Below are 17,773 nucleotides of genomic sequence, written 5' to 3' on the forward strand. Positions count from 1 at the left end.
CGAAGGGAAGCGCCCGGAGGAAAGCCCGAGAGGGTGAGTACAAAGGAAGCGACCGTTCCTTGAGAACTCAACAGCGTGCCAAAAATCAACGCCAGATATGTTGATACCCCGTCTCCGGCCATCACGGCTGGGGCGAGGTTCCTTTGAAAAACACAGCGAGGACGCTGTGTGCGAGGGGACTATTCCTCCTCTCGCACCGCTCTCGTGGTGTTCGACCGGATTACCGGTAAACATTCACGGAGAGTTTGATCCTGGCTCAGGACGAACGCTGGCGGCGTGCTTAACACATGCAAGTCGAACGATGAACCACTTCGGTGGGGATTAGTGGCGAACGGGTGAGTAACACGTGGGCAATCTGCCCTTCACTCTGGGACAAGCCCTGGAAACGGGGTCTAATACCGGATATGACCATCTTGGGCATCCTTGATGGTGTAAAGCTCCGGCGGTGAAGGATGAGCCCGCGGCCTATCAGCTTGTTGGTGAGGTAATGGCTCACCAAGGCGACGACGGGTAGCCGGCCTGAGAGGGCGACCGGCCACACTGGGACTGAGACACGGCCCAGACTCCTACGGGAGGCAGCAGTGGGGAATATTGCACAATGGGCGAAAGCCTGATGCAGCGACGCCGCGTGAGGGATGACGGCCTTCGGGTTGTAAACCTCTTTCAGCAGGGAAGAAGCGAAAGTGACGGTACCTGCAGAAGAAGCGCCGGCTAACTACGTGCCAGCAGCCGCGGTAATACGTAGGGCGCAAGCGTTGTCCGGAATTATTGGGCGTAAAGAGCTCGTAGGCGGCTTGTCACGTCGATTGTGAAAGCCCGAGGCTTAACCTCGGGTCTGCAGTCGATACGGGCTAGCTAGAGTGTGGTAGGGGAGATCGGAATTCCTGGTGTAGCGGTGAAATGCGCAGATATCAGGAGGAACACCGGTGGCGAAGGCGGATCTCTGGGCCATTACTGACGCTGAGGAGCGAAAGCGTGGGGAGCGAACAGGATTAGATACCCTGGTAGTCCACGCCGTAAACGGTGGGAACTAGGTGTTGGCGACATTCCACGTCGTCGGTGCCGCAGCTAACGCATTAAGTTCCCCGCCTGGGGAGTACGGCCGCAAGGCTAAAACTCAAAGGAATTGACGGGGGCCCGCACAAGCGGCGGAGCATGTGGCTTAATTCGACGCAACGCGAAGAACCTTACCAAGGCTTGACATACACCGGAAACGTCTGGAGACAGGCGCCCCCTTGTGGTCGGTGTACAGGTGGTGCATGGCTGTCGTCAGCTCGTGTCGTGAGATGTTGGGTTAAGTCCCGCAACGAGCGCAACCCTTGTTCTGTGTTGCCAGCATGCCCTTCGGGGTGATGGGGACTCACAGGAGACCGCCGGGGTCAACTCGGAGGAAGGTGGGGACGACGTCAAGTCATCATGCCCCTTATGTCTTGGGCTGCACACGTGCTACAATGGCCGGTACAATGAGCTGCGATACCGTGAGGTGGAGCGAATCTCAAAAAGCCGGTCTCAGTTCGGATTGGGGTCTGCAACTCGACCCCATGAAGTCGGAGTCGCTAGTAATCGCAGATCAGCATTGCTGCGGTGAATACGTTCCCGGGCCTTGTACACACCGCCCGTCACGTCACGAAAGTTGGTAACACCCGAAGCCGGTGGCCCAACCCCTTGTGGGAGGGAGCTGTCGAAGGTGGGACTAGCGATTGGGACGAAGTCGTAACAAGGTAGCCGTACCGGAAGGTGCGGCTGGATCACCTCCTTTCTAAGGAGCACTTCTTACCGGGCTTGCCCGGTCAGAGGCCAGTACATCAGCGAATGTCTGATGCTGGTTGCTCATGGGTGGAACGTTGATTATTCGGTCAGGCCCTCGGGTCGGAGGCTGCTAGTACTGCTCGTAAGAGCGTGGAACGCATGATCTTCGGACGGGAGCCGGCCGGGCACGCTGTTGGGTGTCTGAGGGAATGAACTTCCTCAGTCGCCGGCCCCGGTAAAGCATCGCGTAAGTGGTGTGTGACGGGTGGCTGGTCGTTGTTTGAGAACTGCACAGTGGACGCGAGCATCTGTGGCCAAGTTTTTAAGGGCGCACGGTGGATGCCTTGGCACCAGGAACCGATGAAGGACGTGGGAGGCCGCGATAGTCCCCGGGGAGCCGTCAACCAGGCTTTGATCCGGGGGTTTCCGAATGGGGAAACCCGGCAGTCGTCATGGGCTGTCACCCACTGCTGAACACATAGGCAGTGTGGAGGGAACGAGGGGAAGTGAAACATCTCAGTACCCTCAGGAAGAGAAAACAACCGTGATTCCGGGAGTAGTGGCGAGCGAAACCGGATGAGGCCAAACCGTATGCGTGTGAGACCCGGCAGGGGTTGCGCATGCGGGGTTGTGGGATCTCTCTTTCACAGTCTGCCGGCTGTGAGACGAGTCAGAAACCGTTGATGTAGACGAAGGACATGCGAAAGGTCCGGCGTAGAGGGTAAGACCCCCGTAGTCGAAACGTCAGCGGCTCGTTTGAGAGACACCCAAGTAGCACGGGGCCCGAGAAATCCCGTGTGAATCTGGCGGGACCACCCGCTAAGCCTAAATATTCCCTGGTGACCGATAGCGGATAGTACCGTGAGGGAATGGTGAAAAGTACCCCGGGAGGGGAGTGAAATAGTACCTGAAACCGTGTGCCTACAAGCCGTGGGAGCGTCGGATGCAGCTTGCTGCATCTCGTGACTGCGTGCCTTTTGAAGAATGAGCCTGCGAGTTTGCGGTGTGTTGCGAGGTTAACCCGTGTGGGGAAGCCGTAGCGAAAGCGAGTCCGAATAGGGCGTTTCAGTAGCACGCTCAAGACCCGAAGCGGAGTGATCTAGCCATGGGCAGGTTGAAGCGGAGGTAAGACTTCGTGGAGGACCGAACCCACCAGGGTTGAAAACCTGGGGGATGACCTGTGGTTAGGGGTGAAAGGCCAATCAAACTCCGTGATAGCTGGTTCTCCCCGAAATGCATTTAGGTGCAGCGTCGTGTGTTTCTTGCCGGAGGTAGAGCACTGGATAGGCGATGGGCCCTACCGGGTTACTGACCTTAGCCAAACTCCGAATGCCGGTAAGTGAGAGCACGGCAGTGAGACTGTGGGGGATAAGCTCCATGGTCGAGAGGGAAACAGCCCAGAGCATCGACTAAGGCCCCTAAGCGTACGCTAAGTGGGAAAGGATGTGGAGTCGCACAGACAACCAGGAGGTTGGCTTAGAAGCAGCCACCCTTGAAAGAGTGCGTAATAGCTCACTGGTCTAGTGATTCCGCGCCGACAATGTAGCGGGGCTCAAGCGTACCGCCGAAGTCGTGTCATTCATACAACAGCCCCAACGGGTGTATGGATGGGTAGGGGAGCGTCGTCTGCCGGGTGAAGCAGCACCGGAAGGTAGTTGTGGACGGTTGACGAGTGAGAATGCAGGCATGAGTAGCGATACAAACGTGAGAAACGTTTGCGCCGATTGACTAAGGGTTCCTGGGTCAAGCTGATCTGCCCAGGGTAAGTCGGGACCTAAGGCGAGGCCGACAGGCGTAGTCGATGGATAACCGGTTGATATTCCGGTACCCGCTGTGAAGCGTCAAACATCGAGCATCGTGATGCTAAGGCCGTGAAGCCGCCCTGATCTCTTCGGAGTTGAGGGGAGTGGTGGAGCCGCCGAACCAAGCGGTTAGTAGGTGAGTGATGGGGTGACGCAGGAAGGTAGTCCATCCCGGGCGGTGGTTGTCCCGGGGTAAGGGTGTAGGACGTTGTCCAGGTAAATCCGGACAGCACATAGTCTGAGACCTGATGCCGAGCCGATTGTGGCGAAGTGGATGATCCTATGCTGTCGAGAAAAGCCTCTAGCGAGTTTCATGGCGGCCCGTACCCTAAACCGACTCAGGTGGTCAGGTAGAGAATACCGAGGCGTTCGGGTGAACTATGGTTAAGGAACTCGGCAAAATGCCCCCGTAACTTCGGGAGAAGGGGGGCCACACCTGGTGAGAGGACTTGCTCCTCCAGCTGGGGGTGGCCGCAGAGACCAGCGAGAAGCGACTGTTTACTAAAAACACAGGTCCGTGCGAAGCCGTAAGGCGATGTATACGGACTGACGCCTGCCCGGTGCTGGAACGTTAAGGGGACCGGTTAGCTCCATTTCGGTGGGGCGAAGCTGAGAACTTAAGCGCCAGTAAACGGCGGTGGTAACTATAACCATCCTAAGGTAGCGAAATTCCTTGTCGGGTAAGTTCCGACCTGCACGAATGGCGTAACGACTTCTCGACTGTCTCAACCATAGGCCCGGTGAAATTGCACTACGAGTAAAGATGCTCGTTTCGCGCAGCAGGACGGAAAGACCCCGGGACCTTTACTACAGTTTGATATTGGTGTTCGGTTCGGCTTGTGTAGGATAGCTGGGAGACTTTGAAGCAGCCACGCCAGTGGTTGTGGAGTCGTCGTTGAAATACCAGTCTGGTCGTGCTGGATGTCTAACCTGGGTCCGTGATCCGGATCAGGGACAGTGTCTGATGGGTAGTTTAACTGGGGCGGTTGCCTCCTAAAGAGTAACGGAGGCGCCCAAAGGTTCCCTCAGCCTGGTTGGCAATCAGGTGTTGAGTGTAAGTGCACAAGGGAGCTTGACTGTGAGACCGACGGGTCGAGCAGGGACGAAAGTCGGGACTAGTGATCCGGCGGTGGCTTGTGGAAGCGCCGTCGCTCAACGGATAAAAGGTACCCCGGGGATAACAGGCTGATCTTCCCCAAGAGTCCATATCGACGGGATGGTTTGGCACCTCGATGTCGGCTCGTCGCATCCTGGGGCTGGAGTCGGTCCCAAGGGTTGGGCTGTTCGCCCATTAAAGCGGTACGCGAGCTGGGTTTAGAACGTCGTGAGACAGTTCGGTCCCTATCCGCTGTGCGCGTAGGAGTCTTGAGAAGGGCTGTCCCTAGTACGAGAGGACCGGGACGGACGAACCTCTGGTGTGCCAGTTGTCCTGCCAAGGGCATGGCTGGTTGGCTACGTTCGGGAGGGATAACCGCTGAAAGCATCTAAGCGGGAAGCCTGCTTCGAGATGAGGACTCCCACCCACTTGATGGGTTAAGGCTCCCAGTAGACGACTGGGTTGATAGGCCGGATCTGGAAGCCAGGTAACTGGTGGAGGTGACCGGTACTAATAGGCCGAGGGCTTGTCCTCAGTTGCTCGCGTCCACTGTGTTNGTTGATAGGCCGGATCTGGAAGCCAGGTAACTGGTGGAGGTGACCGGTACTAATAGGCCGAGGGCTTGTCCTCAGTTGCTCGCGTCCACTGTGTTAGTTCTGAGGCAACGAACAGTTGCCGGCTTTGAGTAGAACATAACAACACAAGTAAAAAGTGTGCTTGTTCGCTCGAAACCATTAGGGTTTCGGTGGTCATAGCGTGAGGGAAACGCCCGGTTACATTCCGAACCCGGAAGCTAAGCCTCACAGCGCCGATGGTACTGCAGGGGGGACCCTGTGGGAGAGTAGGACACCGCCGAACTCCTTTTGAAAGGGTTGGGNGGGAAACGCCCGGTTACATTCCGAACCCGGAAGCTAAGCCTCACAGCGCCGATGGTACTGCAGGGGGGACCCTGTGGGAGAGTAGGACACCGCCGAACAATATTTGGAGGACCCCTGGTCCCAGCGTTCAGCTGGGACCAGGGGTCCTTTTGTTTTTACAATGCTTGTAGTACCGAAGACTTAGGAGTCACCATGTCCACCAACTCTCCCGACGATCGACCGGAGCGCGACCAGCGGCGACGGGACAGTGGTGACCGTGGCGACCGCGGTGGCTTCCGCCGGGACAACGACCGTCGTGACGACCGTGGTTACGGCCGGCGTGACGACCGCGGGGGTTCCGCCGGCCGGCGTGACGACCGCGGTGGCGAGCGAAGTGGTGACCGTCCCCCCTACCGCGGTGGCGACCGCCGTGACGACCGTGGTGGTGACCGTCGGGACGACAGCCGTGGTGGTGGCTTCCGTCGCGAGGGTGACCGGGGTTCGCGTCCCGCGTTCCAGCGTGACGACCGTGACCGTGGCGACCGCGGTGGCTTCCGCCGTGACGACCGGGGCGGCCAGAGCGGTTACCGGGGCCGTGACGACCGAGGTGGCCCCCGCCGCGACGACCGCGGTGGCGACCGTCCCTCGTTCCGTCGCGACGACGACCGGGGCAGCTACGGCCGCCGCGACGACCGTGGGGGTGACCGTCCCCCCTACCGCCGTGACGACCGCCGCGACGACCGCCGTGACGACCGCGGTGGCGACCGTCCCCCCTACCGCCGTGACGACCGTGGTGGTGACCGTCGGGACGACAGCCGTGGTGGTGGCTTCCGTCGCGAGGGTGACCGGGGTTCGCGTCCCGCGTTCCAGCGTGACGACCGTGACCGTGGCGACCGCGGTGGCTTCCGCCGTGACGACCGGGGCGGCCAGAGCGGTTACCGGGGCCGTGACGACCGAGGTGGCCCCCGCCGCGACGACCGCGGTGGCGACCGTCCCTCGTTCCGTCGCGACGACGACCGGGGCAGCTACGGCCGCCGCGACGACCGTGGGGGTGACCGTCCCCCCTACCGCCGTGACGACCGCCGCGACGACCGCCGTGACGACCGCGGTGGCGACCGTCCCCCCTACCGCCGTGACGACCGCGGTGGCGAGCGTAGTGGTGACCGTCCCCCCTACCGGCGTGACGACCGCCGCGACGACCGCGGTGGCGACCGCCGCGACGACAGCCGTGGTGGTGGCTTCCGTCGCGAGGGTGACCGGGGTTCGCGTCCCGCGTTCCAGCGTGACGACCGTGACCGTGGCGACCGCGGTGGCTTCCGCCGTGACGACCGTGGCGGCCAGGGTGGTTACCGGGGCCGTGACGACCGGGGCGGCCAGGGTGGCTACCGGGGTCGTGATGATCGGGGCGGCCAGGGTGGCTACCGGGGTCGTGATGATCGGGGCGGCCAGGGTGGTTACCGGGGTCGTGATGATCGAGGCGGCCAGGGTGGTTACCGGGGCCGTGACGACCGTCGGGACGACCAGCGTGGCGGTGGCCGTTTCCGCGACGAGCGGGACCGGGACCGTGAGCCGATCAAGCGGCTGCCGATCCCGGAGGACGTCACCGGCGACGAGATCGACAAGGACGTCCGGCAGGAGCTGCAGAGCCTGCCCAAGACGCTGGCCGAGGACGTCGCGAAGAACCTGGTGATGGTCGCGCGGCTCATCGACGAGGACCCCGAGGGCGCCTACGGCTACTCCCGGGTGGCCCTGCGCCTGGCGTCCCGCGTGGCCGCCGTCCGCGAGGCCGCCGGCTTCGCCGCGTACGCCACCCAGAAGTACAGCGAGGCCCTCGCGGAGTTCCGGGCCGCGCGGCGCATGACCGGCTCGGCGGAGCTGTGGCCGGTCATGGCCGACTGCGAGCGCGGGCTCGGCCGTCCGGAGAAGGCGCTGGACATGGCCGGCGCCCCCGAGGTGCACAAGCTGGACAAGGCCGGTCAGGTCGAGATGCGGCTGGTCGCCGCCGGCGCCCGTCGTGACATGGGGCAGCTGGACGCGGCCATCGTGACTCTGCAGAGCCCGGAGCTGGCCTCCAACTCCGTCCAGCCGTGGACCGCGCGGCTGCGCTACGCCTACGCCGACGCGCTGCTGGCCGTCGGCCGGGAGAACGAGGCGCGGGAGTGGTTCGCGAAGGCCGTGGAGGCGGACCGCGACGGCAGCACCGACGCCTCCGACCGGCTCGCCGAGCTGGACGGTGTGGAGTTCGTCGACGCCCTCGATGAGAACGAGCACGACGGCGAGCACGACGGCGAGCACGACGGCGAGCCCGACAGCGAGCCCGAGGGCGGTGACCAGGGCGCCGGCGAGGACGCCGGTGCCGAGGCCACCGAGCCGGCAGACACCGCCGACACCGCCGAGGCTGCCGACACCGCCGACACCGCCGAGGCCGCGGACGTTGCCGACGCCTCCGGATCGGCCGACGAGGACTGACCCGGACGGGTGACGGAATGACGAAAGGGCGGGACCCCCGGGGTCCCGCCCTTTCGTATGTGCGGGGTCAGAGCTCCAGCGCCCGCAGCACCAGTCCGGACGCCGGCTTGGGGCCGAACGAGGTCGACTTGCGGGGCATCGTCACGCCCTGGCGGGCCAGGTCGCGCACGACCTCCTCGTGGACGGGGTGCAGCAGGACCGCCGTACCGCCGTCGCGCTCGGCCTTCTCGACGGTGGCGGCGGTGTCGTGGATGTAGGCGATGTGCGCCGGGGAGTCCTCGGGGATGTGCCAGACGTGGTCGAGGAGCGTGGCGTGCAGGACGGTGGCGTCCAGCGAGCGCCAGGCGGCCGGGCGGTCGGCGGGGACGGTGCGGGCCAGCAGGTCCGGATCGGGGCGGTCGACGAGGTGGAAGGTGCCGTCGCCGGCGAACAGGAAGGCGTTGCCCGCGCAGGCCGCGTCCGCCAGCGCCGCCAGGGCCTCGGGCAGCGGTTTGTCGAGCTGCCGTACCCGGAACAGCCCGTTGACGGCCGCCAGGGCGTCCGCGACCGGCAGGCGGTGCAGCAGGCGGTGGATGGCGCGGACGCGCAGCGGGTAGCGGGCGGTGTCGACCAGCAGGACCAGGCCGTGGTCCCAGGCGCTGGGGGAGGGCTGCTCGGCGCGCAGCCGCAAGTAGGTGGCCCAGCGGTGGTGCCCGTCCGCGATGAGTGCCTGGTGGTGGGCCAGGTCGGACTGGATGCGGCCGACGTCGGCGGGATCGGTGACCGCCCACAGCCGGTGCCGGAACCCGTCCTCGGTGGTCGTGGCCAGCAGCGGCGGCCGCTCCACGGTCCGCTCCACGACCTCGGCCGCCGCGCCGTTGCCGCGGTAGGTCAGCAGCAGGGGCTCCAGGTTGGCGCGGGTGGCGCGCATCAGGGCCGCGCGGTCGGCGACCACCGGGGGCATGACGTCCTCGTGCGGGAGCACCACGCCCTCCGCGGGCTCGGACACCCGAAGGGCGCCGATGATGCCACGCTGGAGCATGCCGTCGCCGTCCCGCTGCTCGTAGACGTAGAGGGCGGGGTCCGGATCGGTGGTCAGGACGCCCTCGTCGAGCCAGCGGCGCAGGGTGTCGGCCGCCTGTTCGTTGCGGGCCTCGGGGGTGGCGGCCTGCGGGAGGATCAGGCGGACGATGTTGTACGGGTCGGCTGACTGGAGGTGGTGCAGGCCGTCGGGGCGGACCACGACGTCGTACGGCGGAGAGGTGACGGCGGCCAGACTGCCGACCCGGTCGGGGTCGTATCGAAGGCCACGGAACGGGTTGAGTTCCAGGCCCCGGCGCGTCGTTGCTTCCGAGTGACCTGCAGTGTTCATCCCGGCATCGTACGTGTGCCGGTGCCGTGGGGGATGATCGACAGGTAAAGCGAGCGAACGAGGAGCGATGCGGAATGAGCCAGGGCGTCAGGACGAGGCCCGAGGGCAGTGGGCGGCCCCTGAGCGAGGCGTACGACACGGCGCTGCTCGATCTGGACGGGGTGGTGTACGCGGGCGGGAACGCGATCGCGCACGCGGTCGACTCGCTGGAGCGTGCCCGTACGGGCGGGATGCGTCTGGCGTACGTCACCAACAACGCCCTGCGCACCCCGGACGCGGTGGCCGGGCATCTGACGGAGCTGGGGATACCGACGGGTGCGGACGACGTCATCACCTCGGCGCAGGCGGTCGCGCGGCTGATCAGCGAGCAGGTGCCGGCCGGTGCGCGGGTGCTGGTGATCGGCGGTGAGGGGCTGCGCGTGGCGCTGCGCGAGCGCGGTCTGACGCCGGTGGAGTCGGCGGACGACGATCCGGTGGCGGTGGCGCAGGGGTACGGCGGGCCCGAGCTGCCCTGGGGGCGGTTCGCCGAGGCGTCGTACGCCGTCGCGCGCGGTGTGCCGTGGTTCGCGTCCAACACGGACCTGACGATTCCCAGCGGGCGGGGGATCGCGCCGGGCAACGGTGCCGCCGTCGAGGTGGTGCGGATCGCCACGGGCGGGGAGCCGCAGGTGGCGGGCAAGCCGCTGCCGCCCATGCACCGGGAGACGATCCTGCGTACGGGCGCCGAGCGGCCGTTGGTGGTCGGGGACCGGCTGGACACCGACATCGAGGGCGCGGTCAACGGTGAGGTCGACTCGCTGCTGGTGCTGACGGGTGTCACGGACGGCGCACAGCTGCTCGCCGCGCCGCCGCGGCACCGGCCGACGTATGTGGACGCCGACCTGCGGGGGTTGCTGACCGGTCAGCCGGACATCACCCGGGAGGGTGAGGGGTTCCGCTGCGGTGGCTGGACGGCGGCCGCCGGCCCGGACCGGCTGGCGCTGGACGGCGAGGGCGAGGCGCTCGACGGGCTGCGCGCGCTGTGCGCGGCCGCGTGGACGGCGGCCGGGGACGGTTCCTGCGCCCTGGAGTCCGGCAAGGCGCTGGCCAGACTGGGTCTCTGACGGTCGGGAGCACGGTCGCCGACACGGGCGCGGGCGGGGGCGAGCACGGGCGTGGGGGCGGGAGCGAGCACGGGAGCGTGAGCGCGAGCACCGGAGCAGGGAACCGGCCTCGAGATCGTAGCGAGGGTAGGCTAACCTAACCTCGTGTTGGTCGACAGTCCTCCGGAACGACGCGCGCAGACCGCCCCCGCGCCCCCAACCCGTCGGGCGGCAAAGGCCTTTGGGCTGCTCCTCTCCGCCGCGGTCCTGGTCCTCGTCGCCCTGGCGAGCATCGCGATCGGGGCCAAGGCGCTGTCGCCGGACCAGGTCTGGCACGGCCTCTTCCACGACACCGGCACGTACGGCGACGTCGTCGTCGACGAACGGCTGGCGCGGACCGTGCTCGGGCTGCTGGCCGGTGCGGCGCTGGGGCTGTCCGGCGCGGTGCTCCAGGCGCTCACCCGCAACCCGCTGGCCGACCCCGGGCTGCTCGGCATCAACGCCGGCGCCTCCGCCGCCGTCGTCACGGCCATCACCTGGTTCGGCGTCACCAGCCTTTCCGGCTATGTGTGGTTCGCGTTCGGCGGTGCGGCGGCGGTCGGCGCGCTGGTGTGGTTCCTCGGCGGCGGCCGGGGCGCCACCCCGGTGCGGCTGGCCCTGGCCGGCACGGCGATCAGCGCCGCGCTGTACGGCTACCTCCAGGCCGTGATGATCACGGACGACGCCGCCCTCGGCAGGATGCGGTTCTGGACGGTGGGTTCGCTGACCTCGGCCACGGACTCGACCATCGTGCAGGTGCTGCCGTTCTTTGCGGTCGGCACGGTCCTCGCGCTGGGCCTGGCCCGGCCGCTGAACGCCGTGGCGATGGGCGACGACACCGCGCGTGCCCTCGGCGCCGCCCTGGGCCGCACCCGGGTGCTGGCCATGCTGGCCGCGACCGTCCTGTGCGGGGCCGCGACCGCCGCCTGCGGTCCGATCGTCTTCGTCGGCCTGATGGTCCCGCACGTGGTGCGCTCCTTCACCGGCCCCGATCTGCGCTGGATCCTGCCCTACGCGACGGTCCTCTCGCCGGTGCTGCTGCTCGGCGCCGATGTCGTCGGCCGGGTCGTGGTCCGCCCCTCGGAGCTCCAGGTCGGCATCGTCACCGCGATCATCGGCGGCCCGGTCTTCATCTTTCTCGTACGTCGGCGGAGGACGGCCCAGCTGTGAAGACACTCTCCAGGAGCCGTGCCGTGCGCACCCCCGGCGGGCTCTCCCTGCGCCTGGACCTCCGCGCGCTGCTGGTCGTCGTCCTGCTGCTGGCCGCCGCGCTCGTAGCGGGCGTGGCGCTGATCGGCACCGGCGACGCGAAGATCCCGGCCGCCGACGTCGTCAGGACCCTGACCGGGCACGGCACCGCCTACCAGGACTTCATCGTCAACGAGCTGCGGCTGCCGAGGGTCCTGGTCGGCCTGCTGGTCGGTGCCTCGCTCGGCCTCGGCGGCGCACTGTTCCAGGCCGTCTCGCGCAACCCGCTGGGCAGCCCGGACGTGCTCGGCCTGTCGCAGGGCTCGACGGCGGGCGCGCTGGTCGTGATCGTGCTGATGTCCGGCACCGCCACCCAGGTCACCGTCGGCGCGCTGATCGGCGGCCTGGTGACCGGACTCGCCATCTACCTGCTCGCCTGGAAGCAGGGCGTGCACGGCTACCGGCTGGTCCTGGTCGGCATCGGGGTCTCGGCGATCGCCACCGCGGTCAACGGCTACCTGCTCACCAAGGCGGACCTCGTCGACGCCGCCCGCGCGGTGGTGTGGATGACGGGGTCCCTCGACGGCCGTGACTGGGACCAGGTCTGGCCGCTGCTGTGGCTGTGCGCCGTCCTCGTGCCGCTCGTGCTGGCGGGCGGGCGGGGCCTGCGGATGACGGAGATGGGCGACGACGCCGCGGGCGCCCTCGGGGTGCGCGTCCAGCGGGTACGGCTGGTGCTGATGGTCAGCGCCGTCCTGCTCACCGCGGCCGCCACGGCCGCCGCGGGCCCCGTGAGCTTCGTGGCGCTCACCGCGCCGCAGCTCGCCCGGCGCCTGACCCGTTCGCCCGGGCCCAACCTGCTCGCCTCCCTGTGCATGGGCGCCGCCCTGCTGGTCACCGCCGACTGGGCCGCACAGCGCGTCTTCGGCGCCGACCAGCTGCCCGTAGGTGTGGTCACCGGCGTCCTGGGCGGCGTCTACCTGCTGTGGCTGCTGATCACCGAGCGCAGGGCGGGCCGGATATGACCGCCGGCAGCGCGCCGCACAACCGAAGGAGCACCGTGAACCGCCTGTCCGCCGAGAACGTCACCCTCGCCTACGACCGGCGCGTCATCGCCGAGCAGCTGTCGGTGGAGATCCCCGACCACTCCTTCACGGTGATCGTCGGCCCCAACGCGTGCGGCAAGTCGACACTGCTGCGGGCGCTGGCCCGGATGCTGAAGCCGGACCGGGGCCGGGTGCTGCTGGACGGGCAGGTCATCCAGTCCATGCCGGCGAAGAGGGTCGCGCGGACCCTCGGCCTGCTGCCGCAGTCGTCCATCGCCCCGGACGGCATCACGGTCGCCGACCTCGTCGGGCGCGGCCGCTACCCGCACCAGGGCATCCTGCGGCAGTGGTCCGCCGAGGACGAGCGGGTCGTCCAGGAGTCCATGGCGCGGACCGGCGTCGCCGAACTCGCCGACCGGTACGTGGACGAGCTGTCCGGCGGCCAGCGCCAGCGGGTGTGGATCGCCATGGCGCTCGCCCAGCAGACCCCGCTGCTGCTCCTGGACGAGCCGACCACGTACCTCGACATCCAGCACCAGATCGACGTCCTCGACCTGTGTGCGGAGCTGCACGAGTCCCAGGGCCGCACGCTGGTCGCGGTGCTCCACGACCTCAACCACGCCGCCCGGTACGCCACGCATCTCATCGCGCTGCGCGGCGGCGAGGTGATCGCCGAGGGCGCCCCGAACGACATCGTCACGGCCCAACTGGTGGAGGAGGTCTTCGGGCTGCGCTGTCAGATCATCGACGACCCCGAGACGGGAACCCCGCTCGTGGTCCCGGCGGCCCGCAGGGCACGGCTCACAGCAGCTTCCTGAGCCGGAACAGGTCGAGCAGGCCGGCGTCCAGGCGTACCCGGCCCCGGCCCCAGGCGGTGGCGAAGTTCAGCTCGCCGTCGACCAGGGCCACCAGGTCGTCGCCGGCCATGGCCAGCCTGATCTGCGCCTTCTCGCGCGGGGGTCCCGGCAGGGTCTCGTCGACCTCGATCCGGCCGCCGGTCATCCGGCCGGCGAAGGTGACGTCGAGGTCGGTGATGTGGCAGCTGACCGAGCGGTCCAGCGCGGCGGCCGCGCGTACGTCGCCCTCGGCGCCCCGCATGTTGTCCGAGAGTTTTCCCAGTGCGGTCCTGCACTCCTCGATCGTGGCCATGGCCGTCGACGGTACCCCAGCGGTTCGGGGTAGCGTCTGGGCATGAGCGAGTCCGCGTCCGAGGCAGAGGCCGTACCCGGGGCCGGGGCCGAAAGTGCCCCCGTGACCGAGCACGACCCCGCCACCCCGGCCCCCCTGAACGTCCCGCGCACGCCCACCGGGAACGCCGAGGTCGACGCCGGTCTTGAGCGGCTGGCCGACACCGACCACCTCGCCACCGACGGACACCTCGAGGTGTACGAGGATGTGCACCGGGGGCTGCGCGACGCGCTCACCGCGCTCGACGCGCGACCGGGACCACCGGCGCCGGCCGGCCACCCGGCCGCCGCCCCCCGATGAGACCCTTCCGGTCGCATGTTCGATCGCCGTACCACCAGAGCAGGAGCTGAACCCACCGTGGCAGGAGTCGCACGCCGCCGTCTGGACGCGGAGCTGGTCCGCCGGAAGCTCGCGCGCTCGCGCGAGCACGCCGGCCAGCTGATCGCCGCCGGGCGGGTCACCGTCGGCAGGACCGTGGCGACCAAGCCGGCCACCCAGGTGGAGACCGCGGCGGCGATCGTCGTCCAGGTCGACGACAGTGATCCGGACTACGTCTCCCGGGGCGGCCACAAGCTCGCCGGCGCCCTGGCCGCCTTCGTGCCCGAGGGGCTGGCGGTCGAGGGCCGGCGCGCGCTGGACGCCGGCGCCTCCACCGGCGGTTTCACCGACGTCCTGCTGCGCGCGGGCGCGGCGCACGTGGTCGCGGTGGACGTCGGATACGGCCAACTCGCGTGGTCCCTGCAGAATGATGAACGCGTCACCGTCAAGGACCGTACGAACGTACGCGAGTTGACGCTTGAGGCGATCGATGGGGAACCTGTGGATCTTGTCGTGGGCGATCTGTCCTTCATCCCGCTCGGGTTGGTGCTGCCCGCCCTGAAGCGGTGCGTGAAGCCGGACGCCGACCTGGTGATGATGGTCAAGCCGCAGTTCGAGGTGGGGAAGGAGCGGCTCGGCAGCGGGGGTGTCGTACGGAGTCCGCAGCTGCGGGCGGAGGCCGTGCGGGGAGTGGCCGAGAAGGCGTGGGAGCTGGGGCTCGGGGTGCGGGGGGTCACCGCGAGTCCGCTGCCGGGCCCCTCGGGGAACGTCGAGTACTTTCTCTGGCTGCGGGCGGGGGCACCCGAGGTGGACCCGGCCGACGTCGACCGTGCAGTGGCGGAGGGGCCGCGTTGACACAGAACCGAGCGCGTACTGTTTTCCTGCTCGCCCACACCGGGCGGCCCGCGGCCATCCGCAGTGCGGAGCTGGTGGTCAAGGGGCTGCAGCGGCACGGCATCGGGGTGCGGGTGCTGGAGGAGGAGGCGCGCGACCTGCCGCTCCCCGACGAGGTGGAGCTGGTCAAGGAGGCGACACCGCAGTGCCTCGACGGCTGTGAGCTGCTGATCGTGCTCGGCGGCGACGGCACGCTGCTGCGCGGCGCGGAGTTCGCCCGGGCCTCCGGCGTTCCCATGCTCGGCGTCAACCTCGGACGGGTGGGGTTCCTCGCCGAGGCCGAGCGGGACGACCTCGACCGGGTGGTCGACCGGGTGGTGGCGCGGTCGTACGAGGTCGAGGAGCGGATGACCGTCGACGTCGTCGTGCACCGCAACGGGGACATCGTGCACACCGACTGGGCGCTGAACGAGGCGGCCGTGCAGAAGGCCGGCGCCGAGAAGCTGCTGGAAGTCGTGCTGGAGATCGACGGCCGGCCGGTGACGGGGTTCGGGTGCGACGGGATCGTGCTGTCCACGCCCACCGGGTCCACCGCGTACGCCTTCTCGGCCGGGGGTCCCGTGGTGTGGCCCGAGGTGGAGGCGCTGCTGATGGTGCCGATCTCCGCGCACGCGCTGTTCGCGAAGCCGCTGGTCACCTCGCCGGACTCGGTCCTCGCCGTGGAGGTGCTGCCGCACATCCCGCCCGGGGTGCTGTGGTGCGACGGCCGGCGCACCGTCGAGCTGCCGCCCGGGGCGCGGGTGGAGGTGCGGCGGGGGGCGGTGCCGGTGCGGCTGGCCCGGCTGCACCACGCCTCGTTCACGGACCGGCTGGTCGCCAAGTTCGCGCTGCCCGTCTCCGGGTGGCGGGGGGCGCCGCACTAGTGCGCCGCGCCCGCTCTCCCGGGTGACATGGGCGGGCCATGTGCGCTCGCCGCCCCGGACCTCGTATGGTCTGTTCCGTGTTGGAGGAGATGCGGATACGGTCGCTCGGGGTCATCGACGATGCCGTCGTCGAGTTGTCGCCGGGGTTCACCGCCGTCACCGGTGAGACGGGTGCGGGCAAGACCATGGTGGTCACCAGCCTCGGGCTGCTGCTCGGTGGGCGCGCAGACCCGGCGCTCGTGCGGCTCGGCGCGGACCGGGCGGTCGTGGAGGGGCGGATCGCCGTCCCCGCGGACGCCGCCGCGGTCGTGCGCGCCGAGGAGGCCGGGGCCGAGCTGGACGACGGCGCCCTGCTGATCAGCCGTACCGTCTCCGCCGAGGGCCGCTCCCGGGCGCACCTCGGCGGGCGCAGCGTGCCCGTCGGGCTGCTGGCCGAGCTGGCGGACGACCTGGTGGCCGTGCACGGGCAGACCGACCAGCAGGGGCTGCTGAAGCTGTCCCGGCAGCGGCAGGCGCTGGACCGGTACGCCGGTGACCCGGTCGCCGTGCCGCTCGCCAAGTACACCGAGGCGTACCGGCGGCTGCGGGCCGTCTCCGCCGAGCTGGAGGAGATCGTCACCCGGGCGCGTGAGCGCGCCCAGGAGGCCGACCTGCTCCGGTACGGCCTGGAGGAGATCGCCGGCGTGGAGCCGCGGGCCGGGGAGGACGCCGAGCTGGCCGAGGAGGCGGAGCGGCTCGGGCACGCCGAGGCGCTGTCGTCCGCCGCCACCGCCGCTCACGCCGCTCTCGCGGGCAATCCCGAGGACCCCGAGAGCATCGACGCCTCGACGCTCGTCGCGGGCGCGCACCGGGCCCTGGAGGCCGTGCGCAGCCACGATCCGGCGCTGGCCGCCCTCGCCGACCGGATCGGCGAGATCGGCATCCTCCTCGGTGACGTGGCCGGTGAGCTGGCGGGGTACGCCGACGACCTGGACGCCGATCCGCTGCGCCTTGCCGCCGTGGAGGAGCGCAGGGCGGCGCTCACCGCCCTCACCCGCAAGTACGGCGACGACGTCGACGCCGTCCTCGCCTGGGCCGAGCAGAGTGCCACCCGCCTGACCGAGCTGGACGGCGACGACGGGCGGATCGGCGAGCTGACCGCCGAGCGCGACGCGCTGCGCACCGAACTGGGCGGGCTCGCGCAGGCGCTGACGGACGCGCGGACCGAGGCGGCCGAGCGGTTCGCCGCGGCCGTCACGGCCGAGCTGGCCTCCCTGGCGATGCCCCACGCGCGCGTGTCCTTCGACCTCCGGCAGCAGGACGACCCGGAGGGCGTGGAGGTCGGCGGCCGTGCGGTGGCCTACGGGCCGTCGGGCGTGGACGAGGTCGAGCTGCTGCTCGCGCCGCATCCGGGCGCGCCGCCGCGCCCGATCGCCAAGGGTGCCTCCGGTGGTGAGCTGTCCCGGGTGATGCTGGCCGTGGAGGTCGTCTTCGCGGGGACCGACCCGGTGCCGACGTACCTGTTCGACGAGGTGGACGCCGGTGTCGGCGGCAAGGCCGCGGTGGAGATCGGCCGGCGCCTGGCGAAGCTCGCCAGGACCGCGCAGGTCGTGGTCGTCACCCACCTGCCCCAGGTGGCGGCGTTCGCCGACCGCCAGCTGCTGGTGGAGAAGACCAACGACGGTTCGGTCACCCGCTCGGGCGTGAAGGTCCTGGAGGGCGAGGAGCGGGTGCGGGAGCTGTCCCGGATGCTGGCCGGTCAGGAGGACTCCGAGACGGCCCGGGCGCACGCGGAGGAACTGCTGGCCACCGCCCGCGCGGACCTGTGAGCCCGGCCGGCGCGCGTACGGGG

General features: G+C 68.6%; 12 protein-coding genes and 4 rRNA genes. 14 read left to right on the top strand and 2 right to left on the bottom strand.

Annotated features, from left to right (window positions below):
* Positions 1–233: 233 nt before the first annotated feature.
* The 6 genes from V7E45_RS20980 (at position 234) to V7E45_RS21005 (ending at position 7,973) form a co-directional block, all read left to right on the top strand.
* Positions 234–1,759: ribosomal RNA gene (locus V7E45_RS20980) — 16S ribosomal RNA — on the top strand.
* A gap of 302 nt (positions 1,760–2,061) precedes the next feature.
* Positions 2,062–5,181, top strand: a 23S ribosomal RNA gene (locus tag V7E45_RS20985).
* 207 nt (positions 5,182–5,388) lie between these two features.
* A 5S ribosomal RNA gene (gene rrf / locus V7E45_RS20990) occupies positions 5,389–5,505 on the top strand.
* 4 nt (positions 5,506–5,509) lie between these two features.
* Positions 5,510–5,623: ribosomal RNA gene (gene rrf / locus V7E45_RS20995) — 5S ribosomal RNA — on the top strand.
* Together the 16S, 23S and 5S rRNA genes form the textbook arrangement of a ribosomal RNA operon.
* Before the next feature lie 158 nt (positions 5,624–5,781).
* Complete coding sequence (locus V7E45_RS21000; RefSeq protein ID WP_333775755.1) at positions 5,782–7,194, top strand: hypothetical protein; 1,413 nt, start codon at positions 5,782–5,784, stop codon at positions 7,192–7,194.
* Entirely contained in the window at positions 7,086–7,973 is an 888-nt protein-coding gene (locus V7E45_RS21005; protein WP_333775756.1) for a hypothetical protein, read from the top strand. Before V7E45_RS21000 ends, V7E45_RS21005 begins: the two co-directional genes overlap by 109 nt.
* A gap of 67 nt (positions 7,974–8,040) precedes the next feature.
* Here the strand turns inward: V7E45_RS21005 and V7E45_RS21010 are convergent, their stop codons facing one another.
* Entirely contained in the window at positions 8,041–9,324 is a 1,284-nt protein-coding gene (locus V7E45_RS21010; protein ID WP_333775738.1) for a DUF1015 domain-containing protein, read from the bottom strand.
* Positions 9,325–9,398: 74 nt separating this feature from the next.
* Between V7E45_RS21010 and V7E45_RS21015 the strand changes: the two genes are divergently transcribed.
* From V7E45_RS21015 to V7E45_RS21030, 4 genes are all read left to right on the top strand, one after another.
* The gene (locus V7E45_RS21015; RefSeq protein ID WP_333775739.1) at positions 9,399–10,427 is read left to right on the top strand and encodes an HAD hydrolase-like protein; all 1,029 of its coding nucleotides are present in this window, start codon (positions 9,399–9,401) and stop codon (positions 10,425–10,427) included.
* Between the two features lie 144 nt (positions 10,428–10,571).
* Positions 10,572–11,615: a FecCD family ABC transporter permease gene (locus tag V7E45_RS21020; RefSeq protein WP_333775740.1), complete on the top strand. Its 1,044-nt coding sequence runs from the start codon at positions 10,572–10,574 to the stop codon at positions 11,613–11,615.
* Complete coding sequence (locus tag V7E45_RS21025; protein WP_333775741.1) at positions 11,612–12,658, top strand: FecCD family ABC transporter permease; 1,047 nt, start codon at positions 11,612–11,614, stop codon at positions 12,656–12,658. The genes V7E45_RS21020 and V7E45_RS21025 overlap by 4 nt, the downstream gene beginning before the upstream one ends.
* Complete coding sequence (locus V7E45_RS21030) at positions 12,655–13,497, top strand: ABC transporter ATP-binding protein (protein ID WP_333775742.1); 843 nt, start codon at positions 12,655–12,657, stop codon at positions 13,495–13,497. Before V7E45_RS21025 ends, V7E45_RS21030 begins: the two co-directional genes overlap by 4 nt.
* On the opposite strand, the gene V7E45_RS21035 is transcribed toward V7E45_RS21030, so the two are convergent.
* A complete protein-coding gene (locus V7E45_RS21035; RefSeq protein WP_333775743.1) occupies positions 13,481–13,828 on the bottom strand; it encodes a sterol-binding protein in 348 nt (115 codons plus the stop codon). The two genes, V7E45_RS21030 and V7E45_RS21035, sit on opposite strands and share 17 nt — an antisense overlap.
* Before the next feature lie 42 nt (positions 13,829–13,870).
* Between V7E45_RS21035 and V7E45_RS21040 the strand changes: the two genes are divergently transcribed.
* The 4 genes from V7E45_RS21040 to recN all read left to right on the top strand — a co-directional run bounded on the left by V7E45_RS21040 (position 13,871) and on the right by recN (position 17,750).
* Positions 13,871–14,167 carry a hypothetical protein gene (locus tag V7E45_RS21040; protein ID WP_333775744.1) on the top strand — a complete coding sequence of 99 codons (297 nt, stop codon included), beginning with the start codon at positions 13,871–13,873 and terminating at the stop codon, positions 14,165–14,167.
* 57 nt (positions 14,168–14,224) lie between these two features.
* Entirely contained in the window at positions 14,225–15,040 is an 816-nt protein-coding gene (locus V7E45_RS21045; RefSeq protein WP_333775745.1) for a TlyA family RNA methyltransferase, read from the top strand.
* On the top strand, positions 15,037–15,942 hold the full coding sequence (locus V7E45_RS21050; protein WP_319151701.1) for an NAD kinase: 906 nt from the start codon (positions 15,037–15,039) through the stop codon (positions 15,940–15,942). The genes V7E45_RS21045 and V7E45_RS21050 overlap by 4 nt, the downstream gene beginning before the upstream one ends.
* 65 nt (positions 15,943–16,007) lie before the next feature.
* The gene (gene recN / locus V7E45_RS21055; RefSeq protein ID WP_333775746.1) at positions 16,008–17,750 is read left to right on the top strand and encodes a DNA repair protein RecN; all 1,743 of its coding nucleotides are present in this window, start codon (positions 16,008–16,010) and stop codon (positions 17,748–17,750) included.
* Positions 17,751–17,773: the final 23 nt, after the last annotated feature.

The organism is Streptomyces sp. IBSBF 3136, from assembly GCF_036815105.1.
Lineage (GTDB): Bacteria > Actinomycetota > Actinomycetes > Streptomycetales > Streptomycetaceae > Streptomyces.

Bases quoted from the DNA above. Each gene is read 5' to 3' on its own strand.
- V7E45_RS21030 (WP_333775742.1), top strand. From the start codon at position 12,655: ATGACCGCCGGCAGCGCGCCGCACAACCGAAGGAGCACCGTGAACCGC.
- V7E45_RS21040 (WP_333775744.1), top strand. From the start codon at position 13,871: ATGAGCGAGTCCGCGTCCGAGGCAGAGGCCGTACCCGGGGCCGGGGCC.
- V7E45_RS21010 (WP_333775738.1), bottom strand. From the start codon at position 9,324: ATGAACACTGCAGGTCACTCGGAAGCAACGACGCGCCGGGGCCTGGAA.
- V7E45_RS21035 (WP_333775743.1), bottom strand. From the start codon at position 13,828: ATGGCCACGATCGAGGAGTGCAGGACCGCACTGGGAAAACTCTCGGAC.
- recN (WP_333775746.1), top strand. From the start codon at position 16,008: ATGGTCTGTTCCGTGTTGGAGGAGATGCGGATACGGTCGCTCGGGGTC.
- V7E45_RS21015 (WP_333775739.1), top strand. From the start codon at position 9,399: ATGAGCCAGGGCGTCAGGACGAGGCCCGAGGGCAGTGGGCGGCCCCTG.